Origin of the sequence: Sphingopyxis sp. GW247-27LB (assembly GCF_002277025.1) — a bacterium.
GTDB lineage: Bacteria > Pseudomonadota > Alphaproteobacteria > Sphingomonadales > Sphingomonadaceae > Sphingopyxis.
On sequence record NZ_NIWD01000019.1, the window covers coordinates 151,872 to 168,871 of the forward strand.

General features: G+C 60.7%; 18 protein-coding genes. 10 read left to right on the forward strand and 8 right to left on the reverse strand.

Going from position 1 to position 17,000, the window contains the following annotated elements:
- Positions 1–68: 68 nt before the first annotated feature.
- From CD928_RS22665 to CD928_RS22675, 3 genes are read left to right on the forward strand one after another with little or no spacing between them, the layout of a single operon-like run.
- Positions 69–1,634: a sodium:solute symporter gene (locus CD928_RS22665; protein ID WP_037511917.1), complete on the forward strand. Its 1,566-nt coding sequence runs from the start codon at positions 69–71 to the stop codon at positions 1,632–1,634.
- Positions 1,621–2,514 carry an N-acetylmuramic acid 6-phosphate etherase gene (locus CD928_RS22670; RefSeq protein ID WP_037511919.1) on the forward strand — a complete coding sequence of 298 codons (894 nt, stop codon included), beginning with the start codon at positions 1,621–1,623 and terminating at the stop codon, positions 2,512–2,514. The genes CD928_RS22665 and CD928_RS22670 overlap by 14 nt, the downstream gene beginning before the upstream one ends.
- A gap of 59 nt (positions 2,515–2,573) precedes the next feature.
- On the forward strand, positions 2,574–3,650 hold the full coding sequence (locus CD928_RS22675; protein WP_095389384.1) for an acyltransferase family protein: 1,077 nt from the start codon (positions 2,574–2,576) through the stop codon (positions 3,648–3,650).
- A gap of 52 nt (positions 3,651–3,702) precedes the next feature.
- Here CD928_RS22675 and CD928_RS22680 read toward each other — a convergent pair whose 3' ends face one another.
- Positions 3,703–5,073, reverse strand: coding sequence for an FAD-binding oxidoreductase (locus CD928_RS22680; protein ID WP_037511921.1), 1,371 nt, complete (start codon positions 5,071–5,073; stop codon positions 3,703–3,705).
- Between the two features lie 57 nt (positions 5,074–5,130).
- On the opposite strand from CD928_RS22680, the gene CD928_RS22685 reads away from it, so the two are divergent.
- Together CD928_RS22685 and nagA are read left to right on the forward strand one after the other, a co-directional pair.
- Complete coding sequence (locus CD928_RS22685; protein WP_037511924.1) at positions 5,131–6,177, forward strand: SIS domain-containing protein; 1,047 nt, start codon at positions 5,131–5,133, stop codon at positions 6,175–6,177.
- Positions 6,174–7,304 (forward strand): N-acetylglucosamine-6-phosphate deacetylase, encoded by a 1,131-nt coding sequence (gene nagA / locus CD928_RS22690; protein WP_037511927.1) that lies wholly within the window; start codon positions 6,174–6,176, stop codon positions 7,302–7,304. The genes CD928_RS22685 and nagA overlap by 4 nt, the downstream gene beginning before the upstream one ends.
- Before the next feature lie 24 nt (positions 7,305–7,328).
- Here the strand turns inward: nagA and CD928_RS22695 are convergent, their stop codons facing one another.
- Complete coding sequence (locus CD928_RS22695; protein WP_369679318.1) at positions 7,329–8,330, reverse strand: aminotransferase class V-fold PLP-dependent enzyme; 1,002 nt, start codon at positions 8,328–8,330, stop codon at positions 7,329–7,331.
- Here CD928_RS22695 and CD928_RS22700 point away from each other — a divergent pair.
- A protein-coding gene (locus CD928_RS22700; RefSeq protein ID WP_095389388.1) for an IS3 family transposase occupies positions 8,241–9,604 on the forward strand; the annotation gives its coding sequence in 2 pieces (ribosomal slippage) (positions 8,241–8,589 and positions 8,589–9,604; 1,365 coding nt in all). The genes CD928_RS22695 and CD928_RS22700 overlap by 90 nt on opposite strands.
- A 30-nt stretch (positions 9,605–9,634) precedes the next feature.
- Here CD928_RS22700 and CD928_RS23215 read toward each other — a convergent pair.
- Both CD928_RS23215 and CD928_RS22705 read right to left on the reverse strand, forming a co-directional pair.
- Positions 9,635–10,000 (reverse strand): hypothetical protein, encoded by a 366-nt coding sequence (locus CD928_RS23215; RefSeq protein ID WP_141237235.1) that lies wholly within the window; start codon positions 9,998–10,000, stop codon positions 9,635–9,637.
- Positions 9,997–10,233 carry a hypothetical protein gene (locus CD928_RS22705; RefSeq protein WP_095389390.1) on the reverse strand — a complete coding sequence of 79 codons (237 nt, stop codon included), beginning with the start codon at positions 10,231–10,233 and terminating at the stop codon, positions 9,997–9,999. Before CD928_RS22705 ends, CD928_RS23215 begins: the two co-directional genes overlap by 4 nt.
- A gap of 166 nt (positions 10,234–10,399) precedes the next feature.
- Between CD928_RS22705 and gph the strand changes: the two genes are divergently transcribed.
- Entirely contained in the window at positions 10,400–11,206 is an 807-nt protein-coding gene (gene gph, locus CD928_RS22710) for a phosphoglycolate phosphatase (protein WP_255247303.1), read from the forward strand.
- On the opposite strand, the gene CD928_RS22715 is transcribed toward gph, so the two are convergent.
- On the reverse strand, positions 11,185–12,282 hold the full coding sequence (locus CD928_RS22715) for an anhydro-N-acetylmuramic acid kinase (RefSeq protein WP_095389392.1): 1,098 nt from the start codon (positions 12,280–12,282) through the stop codon (positions 11,185–11,187). The two genes, gph and CD928_RS22715, sit on opposite strands and share 22 nt — an antisense overlap.
- Before the next feature lie 122 nt (positions 12,283–12,404).
- On the opposite strand from CD928_RS22715, the gene CD928_RS22720 reads away from it, so the two are divergent.
- Both CD928_RS22720 and CD928_RS22725 read left to right on the forward strand, forming a co-directional pair.
- The gene (locus tag CD928_RS22720) at positions 12,405–13,277 is read left to right on the forward strand and encodes a protein phosphatase 2C domain-containing protein (RefSeq protein ID WP_040110192.1); all 873 of its coding nucleotides are present in this window, start codon (positions 12,405–12,407) and stop codon (positions 13,275–13,277) included.
- Between the two features lie 121 nt (positions 13,278–13,398).
- Positions 13,399–14,166, forward strand: coding sequence for a GntR family transcriptional regulator (locus tag CD928_RS22725; protein ID WP_052182083.1), 768 nt, complete (start codon positions 13,399–13,401; stop codon positions 14,164–14,166).
- 79 nt (positions 14,167–14,245) lie between these two features.
- Here the strand turns inward: CD928_RS22725 and CD928_RS22730 are convergent, their stop codons facing one another.
- Positions 14,246–15,127, reverse strand: coding sequence for a BadF/BadG/BcrA/BcrD ATPase family protein (locus CD928_RS22730; RefSeq protein ID WP_095389394.1), 882 nt, complete (start codon positions 15,125–15,127; stop codon positions 14,246–14,248).
- Between the two features lie 183 nt (positions 15,128–15,310).
- Between CD928_RS22730 and CD928_RS23220 the strand changes: the two genes are divergently transcribed.
- Entirely contained in the window at positions 15,311–15,532 is a 222-nt protein-coding gene (locus tag CD928_RS23220; RefSeq protein ID WP_040110191.1) for a hypothetical protein, read from the forward strand.
- An 86-nt stretch (positions 15,533–15,618) separates the two neighbouring features.
- Here CD928_RS23220 and CD928_RS23975 read toward each other — a convergent pair whose 3' ends face one another.
- Positions 15,619–15,747: a hypothetical protein gene (locus tag CD928_RS23975; protein WP_255247304.1), complete on the reverse strand. Its 129-nt coding sequence runs from the start codon at positions 15,745–15,747 to the stop codon at positions 15,619–15,621.
- Between the two features lie 22 nt (positions 15,748–15,769).
- Positions 15,770–16,999 (reverse strand): DUF1173 domain-containing protein, encoded by a 1,230-nt coding sequence (locus CD928_RS22735; RefSeq protein ID WP_052182084.1) that lies wholly within the window; start codon positions 16,997–16,999, stop codon positions 15,770–15,772.
- Between the last annotated feature and the right edge of the window lies 1 nt (position 17,000).

Genomic DNA, 17,000 nt, shown 5'->3' on the forward strand with positions numbered 1-17,000 from the left:
CCAAGGCGCGGCGCATCAGACGATTTCTCAGGTCTGACGTCCGCGCCTCACCGCCATCCGGGGACATTATGCACACGTTACAATTTACTTCGCTGGATTGGTCGATTCTGATCGGATATGTCCTGATCCTCGCTATCGCCGGCTATGCCTCAACGCGGCGCAACATGCAGAATGCGGATGATTATTTTCTGGCCAGCCATCGCGCGCCAACATGGCTGGTTGCGGTGTCGGTTCTGTCGACCGTGCAATCGACAGCAACATTTCTGGGGGTCCCCGACAATAGCTTCAGGGGCAATTATACCTATCTGACGAGCGTGATCGGCGCGCTGATCGGCGCGTGGCTTGTTGCCGCCATCCTGATGCCGCGCTTTTATGCGATGGGCGCCACCACCGTCTATGAACTGCTCGAGGCCCGGTTCAGCCCGGCCGCTCGCCGAGCGGCAGGCGCCATGTATCTGGTCGGGCGGGTGTTTGCCAGCGGGGCGCGCCTCTATCTTGCTGCGATCGCCGTTTCGATGATCCTCTTCCTCGACGTCGCGCCCGAGCATATCATCATCGCCTCGTTTGTTTTGCTGGTCTTCGGCCTCGCCTTCACTTTTATGGGCGGCCTCAATTCTGTGATCTGGAGCGACCTGGTCCAAGTCGTGCTTTATGTCGGAGCGGCGATCTTCGTCGTCCTGTTCCTGCTGTCCAAGATTCCTGCGCCGGCCGCCGATATCTATACCGCGCTTGCGCATCCTCCCTCCGGAGCGAGCAAGTTGCAGGTCCTTGACTGGACGCTCGACCTCGGCACGCCCTTTTCGGTTCTGGCGGCAGTGACGGGGATGGTCCTGATCAACGCGGCGAATTCGGGTCTCGACCAAGATACGACGCAGCGCCTGCTCGCCTGCGATTCGGCGAAACAGGGCAGCCGCGCCCTCTACTGGTCCGTTCTGGCATCGATCCCCGTCATCCTGATCTTCCTCTTCATCGGCTCGCTGCTCTACATCTTCTATGAACGCCCCGACCTGATGGCGGCCATCCCGGGACAGATCGCGCCGACATTCCAGGGCGAAAAAATCACCGTTTTCATGAGCTTCATCCTGAGCGAAATCCCGCCCGGGTTGCGTGGGTTCGTAACGGTTGGCGTCATCGCCGCCGCCGCCATCAATTCGGGCCTGATCTCAATGGCCGCCGTAGCAATCAACGACTTCTACCGTCCTTTCATCGAGCGCAAGAGACCGCGCGACGAGCGTCACTTCATCCTCGCGGGGCGGCTTGCGACAGTTTTGCTGGGCGTCCTCCTCTTCCTGATGTCCATCGTCTGCTTCTATTGGCAGCGATACAGCGACATTCCCCTGCTCGAATTTGTCCTAGGAGTGATGGCATTCGCCTATTCAGGATTGCTAGGAGTCTATATAACAGCGGTGTTTTCAAAGCGCGGATCAACGGCGTCGGTCATCGCGGCCCTAGCGGTCGGCTTCATCGTCGTCATGCTGTTTCAACCGTTCACGATCGACGTGCTTGGCTTGCCCGAAGCACTAAAGAAAATCGCTTTCCCGTGGCACTTGTGCGTTGGCGTGACAGTTTCCACGCTGGTTTGCCTCATCGGCAACGCGAACAAGAAAGAGAGAAGCACAGATGCCGGGTACTGAAGCGATTGACCCACGTTATGCCGAAATCGACAATTGGCCGACGATCGACGCCGTGACCGCAATGATCGAGGGGCAACGAGAAGCGATCGAAGCCTTGAACAGCCAAGCGGATGCGATTGCCGCGGCGTGCGCAGCGGCCGCGCAGCGGCTTTTGTCTTCGCAAGGACGCCTGATCTATGTCGGCGCCGGGACATCCGGCCGCGTCGCGGTTCAGGACGGTGTCGAACTGACGCCTACCTTCGGCTGGCCGGAAGAGCGATTGCTGTATCTTCTGGCGGGCGGGCTCCCGGCACTCATCGAGAGCGCCGAAGGTGCCGAAGACGATGTTGCCGATGCCGAGAGGCAGATTGCCGAGCACGCCGTGAACGCGGCCGATGTCGTGGTAGCGGTGGCGGCGAGCGGGCGTACTCCGTTCACTTTGCGGGCAATCGAGGTTGCGCGGGCGCGCGGGGCGCTTACGATCGCGATCGCGAACAATGCATCGACGCCGATCCTCGAAGCCGCGCTGCACCCCATCTTGCTCGGCACCGGAAGCGAGATCATCAGCGGGTCGACGCGCATGAAGGCTGGCACGGCCCAGAAGGCCGCCGTCAACATCATCTCGACGACTATCATGCTGAAGCTCGGCAAGGTCTATCAGGGCCAGATGGTCGACATGATTGTCTCGAACGCGAAATTGCAGCGGCGGGCGGCCGGAATCGTACAGATGCTGACGAGTTGCTCCGAGGAAGAAGCCATGGCTGCCCTCAAACGGGGCGAAAACAGCATCTCCAAGGCGGTCCTCATCGCAAAAGGCAATACCCCCGAGGGGGCGGCAAAGCTTCTCGGAGACAACGGCGGAATATTGGGCAAGGCCATCGCAGCGCTCGGGGAGAAATGAAATGGCGCGATGTCGCAGAGCGATTTGACGGCATGCGCGGATCCTGACCGGCTGGTGCCATGACGCGATTGGCGCCCGCCCGCGACCTGCCGCTCGATTTCCTGCGGGGAGTCGATGTGATGCTGATGCTGCTGGTCAATTTCCTGGTGCCCGCGGCACCAGCGATCCTCCGGCACGCCGCCTGGCACGGCCTGACGCTAGCCGATATCGTCTTCCCGATATTTTTGTTCATTGTCGGCATCTCTGCATCGCTGGCTTTCGATGGACGTTTGCGGCGGCAGATGCCCTGGGGTGCGATTGCCCGGCGCGGGGCGTTGCTCTTCGCGATCGGCGTCGCGCTCAACTGGTGCCTGCGGCCTGGATTCGATTGGGATCAATTGCGGTGGGCAGGCGTGTTGCAGCGCATAGCCATCGTATATCTCGCTTGCGCGGTGATCGTCTCCGTCGGGCGCGGCGCGATCGTTCCGCTGGGACTGGGGCTGGCGATCATCGCCACTCACACATTCGTTCTGCTGAACATCGGTGCAGAAAATACTGTAGCCAGCCTCGCTCCCGGAGCGGGCATCAGCGGGTGGCTCGATCGGCAACTCCTGCCGGGATTGATATTGCGCGGCAGCTGGGATCCGGAGGGCATTTTGTCCACGCTGCCTTCCATGGCGAGCGGTTTCCTTGGCGTCGCGCTTGCGCGCTGGGCCAGCGCGCCGAGGCCCATCTGGCGCCTCGCGTTCGCCGGCATCCTCCTCGTGCTGACCGGGCTGCTGACGACGATCGTCATCCCGATCAACAAGGATTTGTGGACCGCGAGTTTCGTGCTTGTGACGTCGGGGATCGGCGCGTCGGGTTACGCTGCGGTTCGCGCCGCCTGGCCCGTGCTGCAGCCGCATGGGTGGGCGAAGCAGTTCGTCGCCGTGGGCCAGGCGGCGTTGACCATCTATGTGATCCATATGCTCCTGATCGCCCTGCTGCGCCTTCCGCCGGGCGGCGAGGACCGGCTCTGGGACAGCCTGCTCGCGGGGCTTCGGGCGTCCGGTCTGTCGGCCATGTGGGCGTCGGTGCTATTTGCCGTTCTTGCGGTAATTCTTTGCAGGTTGCTGCTGGCACCGCTTCAACGCCGCGGCCTTTTGCTGCGGGTGTAGGCGGGTCCGCATGACGCCGGCGTGGTCGTCGCGGGCCTGGCGGCTTTCGGCATCATGCTGCGAATATCTTGCCAGGATTGAAGATGCCCTCCGGATCGAGCGCCTGCTTGAGTTGCCGCATGATCTCGACGGAAGCCGTCCCGTTCTCGCGCAGCAGGGAGTCGCGCTTGCCCAAGCCGATCCCATGTTCACCCGTGCAGGTTCCGCCAACCGAGAGCGCGTGATCGATCATGGCATCGTTGATGACCGCCGCCTTTTGCCACGAGGGCTTGTCGTCGGGATGGAGAATGAAGAAGACGTGGAAATTCCCGTCGCCGACATGGCCCAGGATCGGAGCGAACAGCCCCGATGCTTCGATCATCGTTTCCGCACGCGAAATGGCTTCGGCCAATCGCGAAATGGGGACGCAAATGTCGGTGATCCAGGCTTGCGCCTCAGGAACCATTGACCGCGATGCCCAAAGCAGATGGTGCCGCGCCTTCCATAGCAAGTTCCGTTCCTCCGTCGCGGTCGCGGACCTGAGTGTCCCGCCGCCGTTGGCATCTCCCAGAACGCGAACGATTTCCAATTGCTCGGAGATGCTGGCGCCGGAACCGTGGAACTCCAGAAAGAGGGTTGGACATTCGGGGAGACCGAGATGGCTCTGGCGGTTGCACGCGATCATCGCGCGCGTGTCGAGAAGCTCCATGCGCGCGATGGCGATCCCAGATTGGATGGTCTGAATCACGGTATCGACCGCACCCTCTATGCTGGCGAAATCCCAGCTTGCGGAAACGATCTGTTCGGGTTGCCCATGAAGGCGCAGGGTCGCCTCCACGATTAGGCCCAAAGTGCCTTCGGATCCGGCGAAGAGATGAGTAAGGTCGTAGCCCGCCGCCGATTTGCGGGCCCGGGTCCCCGTCTGGATCAGATCGCCAGTTGCCGTAACGACCTTGAGGGCAAGCAGATTGTCGCGCATGTTGCCGTAACGTACAGTCGTCGTTCCGGACGCCCGGGTTGCGATCATCCCGCCGATGGTTGCGTTCGCCCCGGGATCGACCGGAAAAAAGAGACCTGTGGTGCGCAGCTCCTCGTTGAGCTGTTCGCGCGTTACGCCCGGCTGAACCACGACAAGTAGATCTTCCGGGGAAATCTCGACTATCTCGTTCATGCGCGAAAAATCTACGACGAGCGTGTCCGATGTGACGGCGGCCGCGTTCCCCTCGAGAGAAGTGCCGGCACCATAACCCACGATCGGGACGCCCTGCGCGGCAGCTGCGCGAACTAGCTGGCGAACCTCCTCGATCGACACGGGCTGTGCCACCAGTGCCGGAAGTTCGCCCGGATGGTGACCCTCGGTTTGCGTATAGGCGACGCGCGCGGTTTCAGCGGTGATCAGTCGGTCGCCAAGGAAATTCGAAAGCATGTCGCGCAGATGGGTCATGCCGCGAATATATCTGCCTTGCGGATCAAGGTAAACTGGTATTATACAGGTATTATAATGAACGCAGCCCGTCACCCCACCTCCACCCTGATGTTTTCCGAGGCCAGCGAGGCTGGCCAGATCGTGGCCAAGCAGTTGTCGGACAATGCTGTCTTGGCGAAGGAACTGGCGAAGCTGATACTGCGCCCCGCAACGCACACGATTTTCACCTGCGCCCGCGGCAGTTCGGATCACGCTGCCGCCTATGGGAAATTCCTGTTCGAGGCACATCTTCGCAAGACGGTATCGTCACACCCGCCATCGATGGGTTCGGTATACCGCGTACCGATGGAGCACATGGCGGGGCAGCCGTTTATCGTCGTGTCGCAGTCGGGTAAGAGCCCCGATCTGCTTGCGTCCGCCGAGGTGGCGCGAGAGGCCGGGGCGATCGTCATCGCGATGGTCAACGACGAAAGCGCACCGCTCGTACCTCTCGCCGACATCGTCATACCGCTCCGCGCGGGACCGGAGCGAAGCGTCGCAGCAACCAAAAGCTTCATTGCGACGCTTTCGGCCTTCGCCCAGATCATATCCGAATGCGCCGGCGGACAAGCCCTCGACCCCGTCATTGCTGCCCTGCCGGATCAGTTGTGCCAAGCTTGGGCCGTGTCATGGGACGAGGCTCTGGCACCTTTCTCGCAGGCACGCAGCCTCTTCGTCCTCGGGCGCGGCCCGTCATTCGGGATCGCACTCGAAGCGGCGTTGAAGTTCAAGGAAACATGCGGAATTCATGCAGAGGCTTTCAGCACGGCAGAGGTCGCGCACGGCCCGATGGCAGTGATCGATCGCAACTTCCCTATCCTGGTCTTCCCGCCGCTCGATGAAGCCCGGGCGGGGATGGACGCATTGCTTCGCCTGTTCCTCGAAAAAGAGGCAATCGTGGCTGGGGCCGGACCAGTCGGACATGGGGCCATCGAACTTCCCGTCGTCGCAGGCCTGCATCCTGTGACCGCGCCTATCACGATGATCCAGTCCTACTACCGCCTTGCCAACGCTCTTGCGATTGAACGAGGACTTGATCCCGACAGGCCGCCGTTGCTCAGGAAGGTTACCGAAACAATATGACTAGAAAGGCTTTGATCGGCGCGCGAATCCTCTCGGAAAGGGGATGGCGATCAGATCACGCATTGCTGATCGAGCGATCGGCGATCGTCGACATCGTACCCGATAGCGGCGTCCCGACCGACTTTGATCCAGTTCGCTTGGACGGCGGCATGCTCGTTCCCGGTTTTATCGATACGCAAGTGAACGGGGGTGGCGGCGTATTGTTCAACGAATCCCCGACGATCGACGGGATTAGGGCGATCACCGAGGCACACAGGGCATTCGGGACCACGGCCTTGCTTCCTACCCTCATCAGTGATGATTTCGACGTGATTGAGCGCGGGATAGCCGCAGTACGTGACGCTATCGCGATCGGGACCCCCGGCGTTCTGGGAATCCATATTGAAGGCCCCTTTCTGAACATTGAAAAGAAAGGCATTCACGACGCATCGAAAATCCGCAAGATGGATGAGCGGGCCGTGAATCTGCTTTCCTCGCTAGGTGCAGGAAAAACACTTGTGACCCTCGCGCCCGAAATGGTCGCTACCGGCCTGATCGCCGAATTGACGGCTCGGGGCGTCATTGTCTCTGCCGGACACACGCTGGCAACAAGCGAGGATATGGATCGCGCAATCAGCGAAGGGCTTCGGGCAATCACCCATTTGTTCAACGCTATGCCCCCGTTAGCTAGCCGGACGCCAGGAGTCGCAGGGGCTGGATTGGCGTCCCCGCTGATTTGTGGCGTGATAGTCGATGGCCACCATGTTCATCCGACCGCGCTGCGGGCCGCTTTCCGCGCGAAGGGTCCCGACGAATTGATGCTCGTAACGGACTCCATGCCGACGGTCGGCACCGATATCGATACATTCTTCCTTGGCGAGACCGAGATTTTTCGCAACGAAGGTGCACTGCGCTCGGCTGACGGAACCTTGGCCGGCTCCGACCTCGACATGGCTCGGGCCATTCGGAACGCTGTTTCGAACATGCACGTCGAACTTGCGGACGCTTGCAAGATGGCGAGCGCGACGCCGGCGGCTTTGCTGGGGCTGACCGGCACCTATGGATGCCTCGCGCCGCGCGCGCGCGCAGATATCGTGCACCTCTCCGAAGACATTGAGATCGTCCGGACCTGGATCGGCGGCGAGTAGCGAGCACCCTCCAGGCGGCCGACCTCACTTTAGGATTGCCAACGCCTCTTCCACTGCATCGGCAAGAGCGTCGACTTCATCCAGCGTGCTGTACATGGCGAACGATGCGCGGCAGGTCGAACTGAAGCCTAGCATTTGATGGAGCGGTTGAGTGCAGTGCGCGCCGGCACGGACGCAGATACCCTTGGCGTCCAGGATCGCCGCTATATCGTTCGCATGGGCGCCGGCAGAGGCGAACGTCAGAATTGGACCGGGCTTTTCGGCATCGCCGAAGACGGTGATGTTTGGAATAGCCGCGAATCGAGCCCGCGCGTGGCGACCAAGCGCTGCCTCGTGGGTAGCGATAGTCGTACGCCCCACGCCCTCGACATAGTCGAGGGCGGCGACAAGTCCGATCGCTTCCAGAATTGGCGGCGTCCCGGCCTCGAACTTGTGCGGCGCGGCAGCATATTCGACGTGATCGCGGCCGAAGGTTGCGACCATCTCGCCGCCGCCGAGCATCGGTGGCATGCGTTCGAGCCAGCCGGGCTTGGCATAGAGAGCCCCGATACCCGTCGGCCCATAAAGCTTGTGACCGGTGAGCGCATAGAAATCGACGTCGAGCGCCGAAACGTCGATTGCGTGATGTACCACGGCCTGGGTTCCATCTGCGAGCACAGGAACGCCCTTTTCATGGGCAAGCCGAACAATTGCCTCGAGCGGTGTCAATACCCCGAAAACATTCGACATGTGTGTGACCGCCACGAGCCGCGTGCGAGGCGTGATCGCGTCGGCGAAGGCGGTGGGATCGAGATTGCCGAAGGCGTCGGGATCGACCCAGCGCAAGACGATGCCGTGCCGCTCCCGAAGCATGTTCCCCGTCAGCACCCATGGCACAGATTTGAGGTTGTGATTTAAGGAGGGTTGGGGCTTCGTCGTAGTGACGAAGGAACGAAGATGAAGCCCCAACCCTCCTTGAAAAAATCGCCGGCAAAGGCCCCTGCTGAGCGGGTGGTGAAGGATATTCGGCGTCAGACCCGTCGCCACTTCTCGGCTGAAGACAAGATCCGCATCGTTCTCGATGGGCTGCGCGGCGAGGACAGCATCGCCGAGCTGTGCCGCAAGGAAGGCATCGCCCAGAGCCTTTATTACACCTGGTCGAAAGAGTTCATGGAAGCGGGTAAGCGCCGTCTGGCCGGCGACACCGCCCGCGCCGCAACCACCGGCGAGGTTCAGGATCTGCGCCGCGAAGCCCGTGCTCTGAAGGAATGCGTGGCCGACCTGACACTCGAAAACCGTCTGCTCAAAAAAAGCATGATTGCGGATGGGGGCGACGACGAATGAGGTATCCCGCATCCGAAAAACTCGAGATCATCCGGATCGTCGAGCAGTCGCACCTACCCGCCAAGCGTACGCTGGACCAGCTCGGCATCGCCCGCCGGACGTTCTATCGCTGGTACGACCGCTACCTCGAAGGCGGGCCGGAGGCGTTGGAGGATCGGCCGTCAGCGCCAAGCCGGGTGTGGAACCGTATCGGCGACGACATCCAGGACCAGATCATCGAACTCGCGCTGGATTACAGCGAGCTGTCACCGCGAGAGCTGGCGGTGCGCTTCACCGACGAGAAGCGCTACTTCGTCTCGGAAGCCACGGTTTACCGCCTGTTGAAGGCCCATGATCTGATCACCAGCCCGGCCTATGTCGTGATCAAGGCCGCCGATCAGTTCCACACCAAAACCACCCGGCCGAACGAGATGTGGCAGACTGATTTTACCTACTTCAAAATCATCGGATGGGGCTGGATGTACCTGTCGACCGTGCTCGACGACTTCTCGCGCTACATCATCGCCTGGAAGTTGTGCACCAACATGCGGGCCGACGATGTGACCGAGACGCTGGACCTGGCCCTCATGGCCTCGGGTTGCGACAGCGCCACGGTGCTGCACAAGCCCCGGCTGCTCAGCGATAACGGCCCCAGCTACATCGCCGGCGAGTTGGCCGAGTATATCGAGGCCAATAAAATGAGCCATGTGCGCGGTGCTCCGATGCATCCGCAAACCCAGGGCAAGATCGAACGCTGGCACCAGACTCTGAAAAACCGCATCCTGCTGGAAAATTACTTCCTGCCCGGCGACCTCGAAGCCCAGATCGAGGCCTTCGTCGATCACTACAACCACCAGCGCTACCATGAGAGCCTGAACAACGTGACCCCCGCCGACGCCTACTTCGGCAGGGCGCCAGCCATCATCAAACAGCGCGAAAGGATCAAGCAACAGACCATCGAGCATCGGCGCTTGCAACACCGAAAGCTCGCCGCATAATATCCACCCACAGACGAGGCCTGCACTCCGCTAATTTACGCCACGGCCTGTGCCAAATGTTCTGACGACGGACACCTTGCTCGGCCGAGGCGGCAGGGCCCGCGGATGGGAGTGGACGAAGCCGACCGCGAGTTGCCTGGTTTGCGCGAGCTTCGCAACACGCCGCAAATAGGGATGGTTGATTCGAACATTGCCTTCCCCCCAACCGATCTCGCCGGCCTCCGGAGTGATTAATTCAGCAAGTGTGAAAACCATTGACGTCGCCGTTTCGCGCATGCCGAACAAGGCGAATGCGCCGCCCTCCAAGGGATCGGGCGCATCTAGAACGGTCGCGATCAACCTTCCGAGCTCGGGTTGTGCAAGGCGCAGCAGCGCGCCGCCGTTCGCATTTGTCATGCCGCGCCGCCCATGATGAATTGGCGTGTCACGAGAAAACTCAACCCGTCGGCCGCGGCCAATGTCCCGTCGAGGGCGACTTCTTTCAGTCCGGCTGGCGTCTCAAGTTCGATCACGACGTTGTCCAGCGGGACCCCGGCCATTGCGGCGACTTGCGCGGCGGGAAGCGGCGCGCGCGAGATGTCGTGCGGGCGGTTGTTGATGTAAATTCGATATGTTGTTTCAGACGGCATTCAGAATCCTCCGTTCCGTCGCGCCGTTCGACTGCTTTCGCCCGTCGATCCGATGCATCTAATACCAGATTGTAACCAATTTTGGTAGCAGCGCAATCCGACGGAAAAGCGGCGACATCGAGCGGGCCGCGATGGTCGCGCCCCGGGATAGATTCGATGCGCCAGAATGGCCGGAATGGAAGGCGGGTCGCATAATTGGCCCTTGTATTGCGATCTGGGGCCGGGCATCAGCATGGCAATGCGGGGCCCGAAAATTGATACAATAGTATTTGACCTTGACGGGACGCTTGTCGACACGGCTCCCGATCTCATTGCTGCGCTCAATCATTCGCTGGAAGTCCTTGGCCGGCCTACTGTCGAGCCGATGCTCGTGCGCCCCCTTGCCGGCCACGGCGCGCGCGCGCTGCTGGATGCAGGACTGACGCTTAACGGAGATGCGCCGGAGGAACTGATCGCACGAGCCATTCCCGTATTCTTGGAACACTATGCCGACAATATTTGTACGTTTTCGGCACCCTATCCGGGACTGGAACTCGCGCTCGAAGAGTTGCGGATCGAGGGCTTCAGGCTCGCGATTTGCACCAATAAGCCGGAGGGACTTGCGAACCATCTGGTCGAAGCGCTCGGCTGGGCTGGTGTGTTCGACGCTATTATCGGTGGCGACACATTGCCTGTTCGAAAACCCGATCCACTCCCGTTGCTCACCGCAATTACGCAGGCCAAAGGGGCCAAGGCCATCTATGTTGGAGATTCGGCGGTCGATGTAGCGACAGCGAGAGCCGCGGCGATGCCGTCGATTGCTGTCGGCTTCGGATTTTCCGACGTGTGCGCCAGCCAGCTTGGCGCGGATTTGCACATCGATCATTTCGACATGCTCCCCGCCGCCGTGCGGTCGATCATTGCACCCGCCACACTGATCGCACAGCGCGTGAGTCTCGACCTTGACTCCGGTCAGGCGACCGTCGCCGTCTGAGCCTTGTAGAGCTTTCCGGCCGTGGTGAGGCCGGGCGCGCCCGTCGTGTTCGGGAAGGTCACCGGCAACCCCCGAACCGAGCGCGCCGCGATAAATCCGATGGCTTCGGCTTCGATAAAATCTCCGCGCAACCCGAAATCGTCAGCGCTTTCACAAGCGCCAAGCACTTCTCGCAAGGCCTCCATTATGACGGGATTATGTCGCCCGCCACCGCAAATGATCCATAGTTCCGGTTGTTCGGGGAGCTGGCGTGCGCCCAGCGCCACGGAATTGGCGGTAAACGCGACCAACGTCGCCGCTGCGTCGGCGGCCGAGAGATCATCCACGATATCGAGCGGAAAGTCATAGCGATCCAACGACTTCGGGCCTTCACGCTCGAAATAGGGATGCGCAAGTAAATGACTCAGCACTGCCTGATTGACCTCTCCGCTCGCGGCCAGCGCTCCGCCATCATCATATCGGCCAAGACCGCGCTTCTGGACCGTGAGATCGAGCATCCCATTGCCGGGCCCGGTATCGAGTGCGATGATTTGTTCATCGCTGCCAATGAACGTGAAATTCGCGACGCCGCCTACATTGAGAAAGGCGATTGGACCTGACTTCCCGATCTTCCGTGCCAGTGCGGCGTGATAGATGGGAACAAGAGGCGCGCCCTCTCCGCCAACGGCCATATCGGCCTGCCGAACGTCCGCGACAACGTCAACGCCGAGCGTATTGGCGATTCTTGCAGGGTCGCCAATCTGGATCGTCAACCCGCGGTCGGGCCGGTGAAGGACGGTTTGGCCGTGATAACCGATCAATTCGATCTTACCGGCCCCCGGTTTGGAGAGAAGTTCGCGCGCGCAGCGTACATGCGCGCTGACAATGATATCGTCAGCCTCCGCCAACAGTCTCGGTTCGGCCGTACCGGTCGCCACAAACTGTTCGGTGGCGTCTTTGACGATGGCGCGCTCTGCGGTCGAGAATGAGGTGAGGTGCGTCGGGCCGAAGTCGTCGATTGCTTCGCCATCGGAACTCAAAATGGCCGCATCAACGCCATCGAGCGATGTCCCGCTCATGAAACCAAGAATGCGCATCTCTCGTTCCCCTAACCGTAGTCGATGTTGCGCACCTGCTACCACTATGATACCACATCATCAAGCTGCGATATCGGTCGGCGCGCAGAAGGCCGGTCGCGCGTCTATTTAATGGAGCCGAGATGTTCAACGTCCGTTTGGCGGAGACTCGATCCGGAGCGGCAGCGAATGAGGATGTGGTCGGATATACGGACTTCGCGGCCTGGGTTATCGATGGCGCATCAGGCATTGGGGAGAACCTCGTCTCAGCTGTCAGCGATGCACAATGGTTCGCGCAGCGGGTCGATAGGGAACTCCGCGATCTACTGGCTAGCAAGCCGACGATGCCTTTCGAGGATTTGTTCGCGGCCGTCATACGTCACTGCCGGTCGTCCTATTCGACGCTGGCGCGGCGACCGCCCGCGGGGCGCCATGAACTGCCAAGCGCGGCGATAGCTTTTGTCCGCGCCCTGCCCGAAAAGGTTGAACTGGCAACACTCGGAGACTGCAGGATCGCCTACCGGTCCCTAGGCGGAGAAGAATTCGCCGAACATGGAGACGGCGGCAATATAGGCCCTTTCGAACACCGCACCAAGGCGTTGGCCCGATCGATCCTCGCCGAGCGACCTGAGATTTCGGCGGCCGAACTTTTCGAGGAATTGCGGCCACAACTCGTCCAAAATCGAGCCTTCATGAATGTCGATGGCGGCTATTGGGTGCTGGGTCTTCAAATGGAGGCAATCGAGCGCGCAGATCGCGCCGAACTGCCCGCCGGCGACTGGGCAATCGCGCTAGCAAGCGATGGTTTCCTGCGCCTCGCCGATATGTTCGCTCACCTTGGGGCCAGCGATCTGCTCTCAATCGAGAACCGCGCCGAATTCGAGAAATGCTATTCCGACCTTCGCAATCTCGAGCAAGTCGATGGGTCCCTTCGCCGCCACCCGCGCGCGAAAATTTCGGACGACGTCAGCTTCATAAGGATCGATGTGCATACCAATAGTGTGCCAAATGGTTGAAGCCGGCAACCTCAAGGTGCTATTGGACCTTTATCGGTCAGGCTGACGGGAACGAACAGGCGAAAATGCGATTGTTCCTCGGCCGCTTGCCGGATCGGAATATGTGCGGAAAGGACCAATAATGCGAGACAAGCTTGCCGGATTGAAGGAGAGCAACGCGCCTCTCTACCTTCAATTGGCGCGCAATCTTCGTGAGCACATCCAAAGCGGCGGCGTGGAACCGGGCGAGCCGCTCCCGTCCGAGCGCGAACTCTCGGAACGAATGGGCATGTCCCGGGTCACGATCCGAAAGGGCATCCAGAAGCTCATCGAGGAGGGCTTGCTCTTTCGTCGGCATGGTTCGGGAACATATGTCAGCGATCGTATCGAGGCGCGGGGTGCAATGCTAACGAGCTTTTCTGAAGATGCACGATCGAGAGGTGATGATCCTAGTGTCGTCTGGATGATGCGTAGCTACGCCAACGCCACCGACGAGGAGGCGGCCGCCTTGGAGATTCCGATCGCCACCAAGGTCGCAAGGCTCGCGCGTGTGCGCCTTGCGAATGGCGAACCGCTGGCGATAGAACATGCTGTCGTTCCCGCGGAGTTCCTCCCGGATTTGGATGCCGTGGGTGACTCGCTCTACGCAGCGCTTCAGAGTTCGGGGGTATTTCCTGTGTCCGGCACGCAGCGTATTCGGGCTGCCTTGGCCACTCCGACCGAAGCCGGGATGCTCTCGATTGCGCAGAGCTCGGAGATATTGCGCATTGAGCGCCTGACCCGTGATACGAAGGGTACGCCGGTTGAATTTACCAGGTCTGCGTATCGAGGCGATCGATATGAATTCGTCACTGACATCGCTGCCAGCACAGCGTCGGTGTCACGGCGCGATCCTGTTGGAATGCCGTGACGGAGTTTGAGGTGTGCCCACCACATCGCGCATATCTTGCTCGGTTCCGGGGCAGTTGATTCTCGATGGCGGCACGCCATCACCGGCCAGATGCTAAAGACCCGATGGGCAGGCCGGCGAGAATCAGGGCGCCGTCGAGCGCGTCGCCAAGCGGCGCACTCAGCTTCTCGACGACACGGGCGCGCAGCCATGGCTTGATCCGCGGTGCGAGTCCACCCATCAGCACGCAACGGCTCGCGCCCTTAGCGAATATCGTCTCGATGAAGCGCTCGATATGCTGCGCGGCGTCGCGAACGATCAACAGCGCAATCTCGTCACCTATCTCCGCATATTCCATCACCAGTGGGGCAAAGGCGGCATAATCGGCCGGCGCTGCATCGTCCATCCAAGCGATGACATTCGGGATAGCATGGTCGAACTGCTTGGTCACCGCCTGACTGAGCTGTGTCGGCCGTGTCCGTCCGTCGAGCGTGCGCAGGGCATGGCGGATTGCACTGAGACCCAACGCCGCACCGCTTCCTTCGTCTGAAATGGGAAAGCCGTAGCCGCCGATGCTTAAACTGTCCTCACCGCGCTTGATCAACCCGACGCTTCCGGTACCGAGGATCAAGATCGCACCATCGCCGCCCATATGTGCACCCAGATTGGCGATGATCGAGTCGCTGGTTAACTGAACATTGGCAAAGGGAAAATCGAGCGCCTGGATTTGCTGCTTCATCCCCATCCGATTGATGCCCGCAATTCCCATGCCGACCCGGACGCTCCCATAATCGCTGTCGGCGACACCACCATCCTTGAGCGCCTGGGTGCAGGCGTCGAGCAAGGATCTGTGCAGCGCGTCGAGCCCGATGCGCGTATTGGCGGGGCCGGCCTTCCCCGCACCCAATCGCAGGCCGTTCGCATCGACAAGCCTCGCTTTACTTGCGGTGCCGCCCGCGTCGATGCCTAGATATAAGACCATATTATCGACCCGCTGCCATTGTGATGGGAACCATGAAAGCTCAATCTAGCTACTGATAACAAATTCGCTACGTTATCTCCTGCTTTCCTCACTATGACTCCATGCGTGGATGGCCTCCTGGTCGCAAGAGCTTTTCTGCAGTGAAGACGGCGCGCACGCATCGACGAGGAGACCTGGGTCGGCATGGATGAACCCTGGCGGTGGAGTTCGCGGTTCAACCTGATAGTGCTCGATAGTCCTTTCTTTTCCATCTATATGACCTCGCGCACAAAACTACTGACAGGACCAAGCTCGGACGTCCTTCTTCGGCGTTGCGATCGCGATATCAGCCGCCAACTTCACACCCCGCGCCTCGGTACCTTCAACAATCTTGTCGACGATCGCTTCTATCTCGGCGGCCTCTGACATCCCGTTGGGAGTTCCTTCAGCTCGGCTTGCGGCTATCCTTGAGCACTCGAGGGGCATAACCGTCGCCCTGCCATGCCACCAACTCACGGAGGAGGCCCAGCGCCGATGAAGCCATGACATGCACCGCTAAGCACATCATCGTTTCGATTCAGCATCTCGACCGCAGCCTGCATAAGCCATTCTGCGGCCATCATCTTATCGACAATCGCCATCCAAGCCCCCTGGTGCGGAGTCTCAGTGGGCAGTTGATGTTCCCGCCACCTTTATTGGGGTCGAACCACTCTGCGCAATCTGCAGACAATCACCGGGTCGCCAAGTAAGATGCTCGACGCCTTGCGTCCGCATGAGCTGCTCGAGTGCCTCGTCATACCGCGGCTCAGGCAGGTTGTGTGCGAGATAGACCGCCGTTGCCTCCGCGCCGGTGTCGGTGAGGGTCAAGCTCGCGATCGGCATCTCGAGGCCGAGATTGACCCGCATCCCTTTCACGAAATGGCGCTTCTCTTCGATCGCTTGCGTGACCAGCATTCTCTCTTCGAGCCGCTCATAGGGGATCCATTCACGGGTGACCGGCATCACCGACATCTCGAATATCTGCGCGAGGCCTGACGCACCCATGGAAAAGCTCGCGGCCATGATCAAACTGCCGTCGCGATCGTCGGACCTCCAAAGCTCCTCTTCGGCCGCGAACCGCTTATGGAAGCGGCGCGCCATATCGGCATCCATGAGGAACGGTCGCTGAGGCATATGCTTGATCAGGATCTTCTCGCCATAGCGCGCACTCTCGATCGAACGGATCTCGCCGATCAGGATCATGATCCGGTCGGGCTCCGATCGGGCAATGGCCAGCTCCGCGTCCTGACGGCCCGCGATCGCGTCCTTGTCCTCAAGACGGAATGTCTCGGGCACGAACAGCCGCTGCGCGAGAGGGTCGCCCCGCACCTTGCAGCCGAGCGCTGCATTCAGGAGCTGCCGGCGAACAATGTACCAGTTGCGCTTGCCCGCCATGCGCGGATGCCAGTGGGTGAGCTGCGCTCGATCCCACAGGAAATGCAGCATCCCGCGCATCGACAGCCGCTGACCCGTCGCCTTCACATCGGGCTTGTCGTTCGTGAACGACGCCGGTGCCGCGCGCGCAGGACCCTTCGACAGCGGGAAGCCGAACTTGAGCGTTGTCACGCCATTGTCGATGTCGTCGACGATAGCGCTGCCGAGCACCTGGCCGAGCCCTGTCAGATGATCGGGCGCCTCATAATGATCGCAGTGCGGTGCGTGCCGCGGGCCCGTCCCGGGCCAGCGCGACAGCACATGCCCGCCATGTCGATGGGCAATATAGAGATCGAGCGCGATGTCGCGCCGGCAGAGGCAGCGTACCGCCTGCTTGAGCCTATAGGCTCGCGCCACCATCGCCTCGAACCCGTCTTCGCCTGCGGCCATTTCCCGGTCGAGTACATAGTAGCGCTGCATC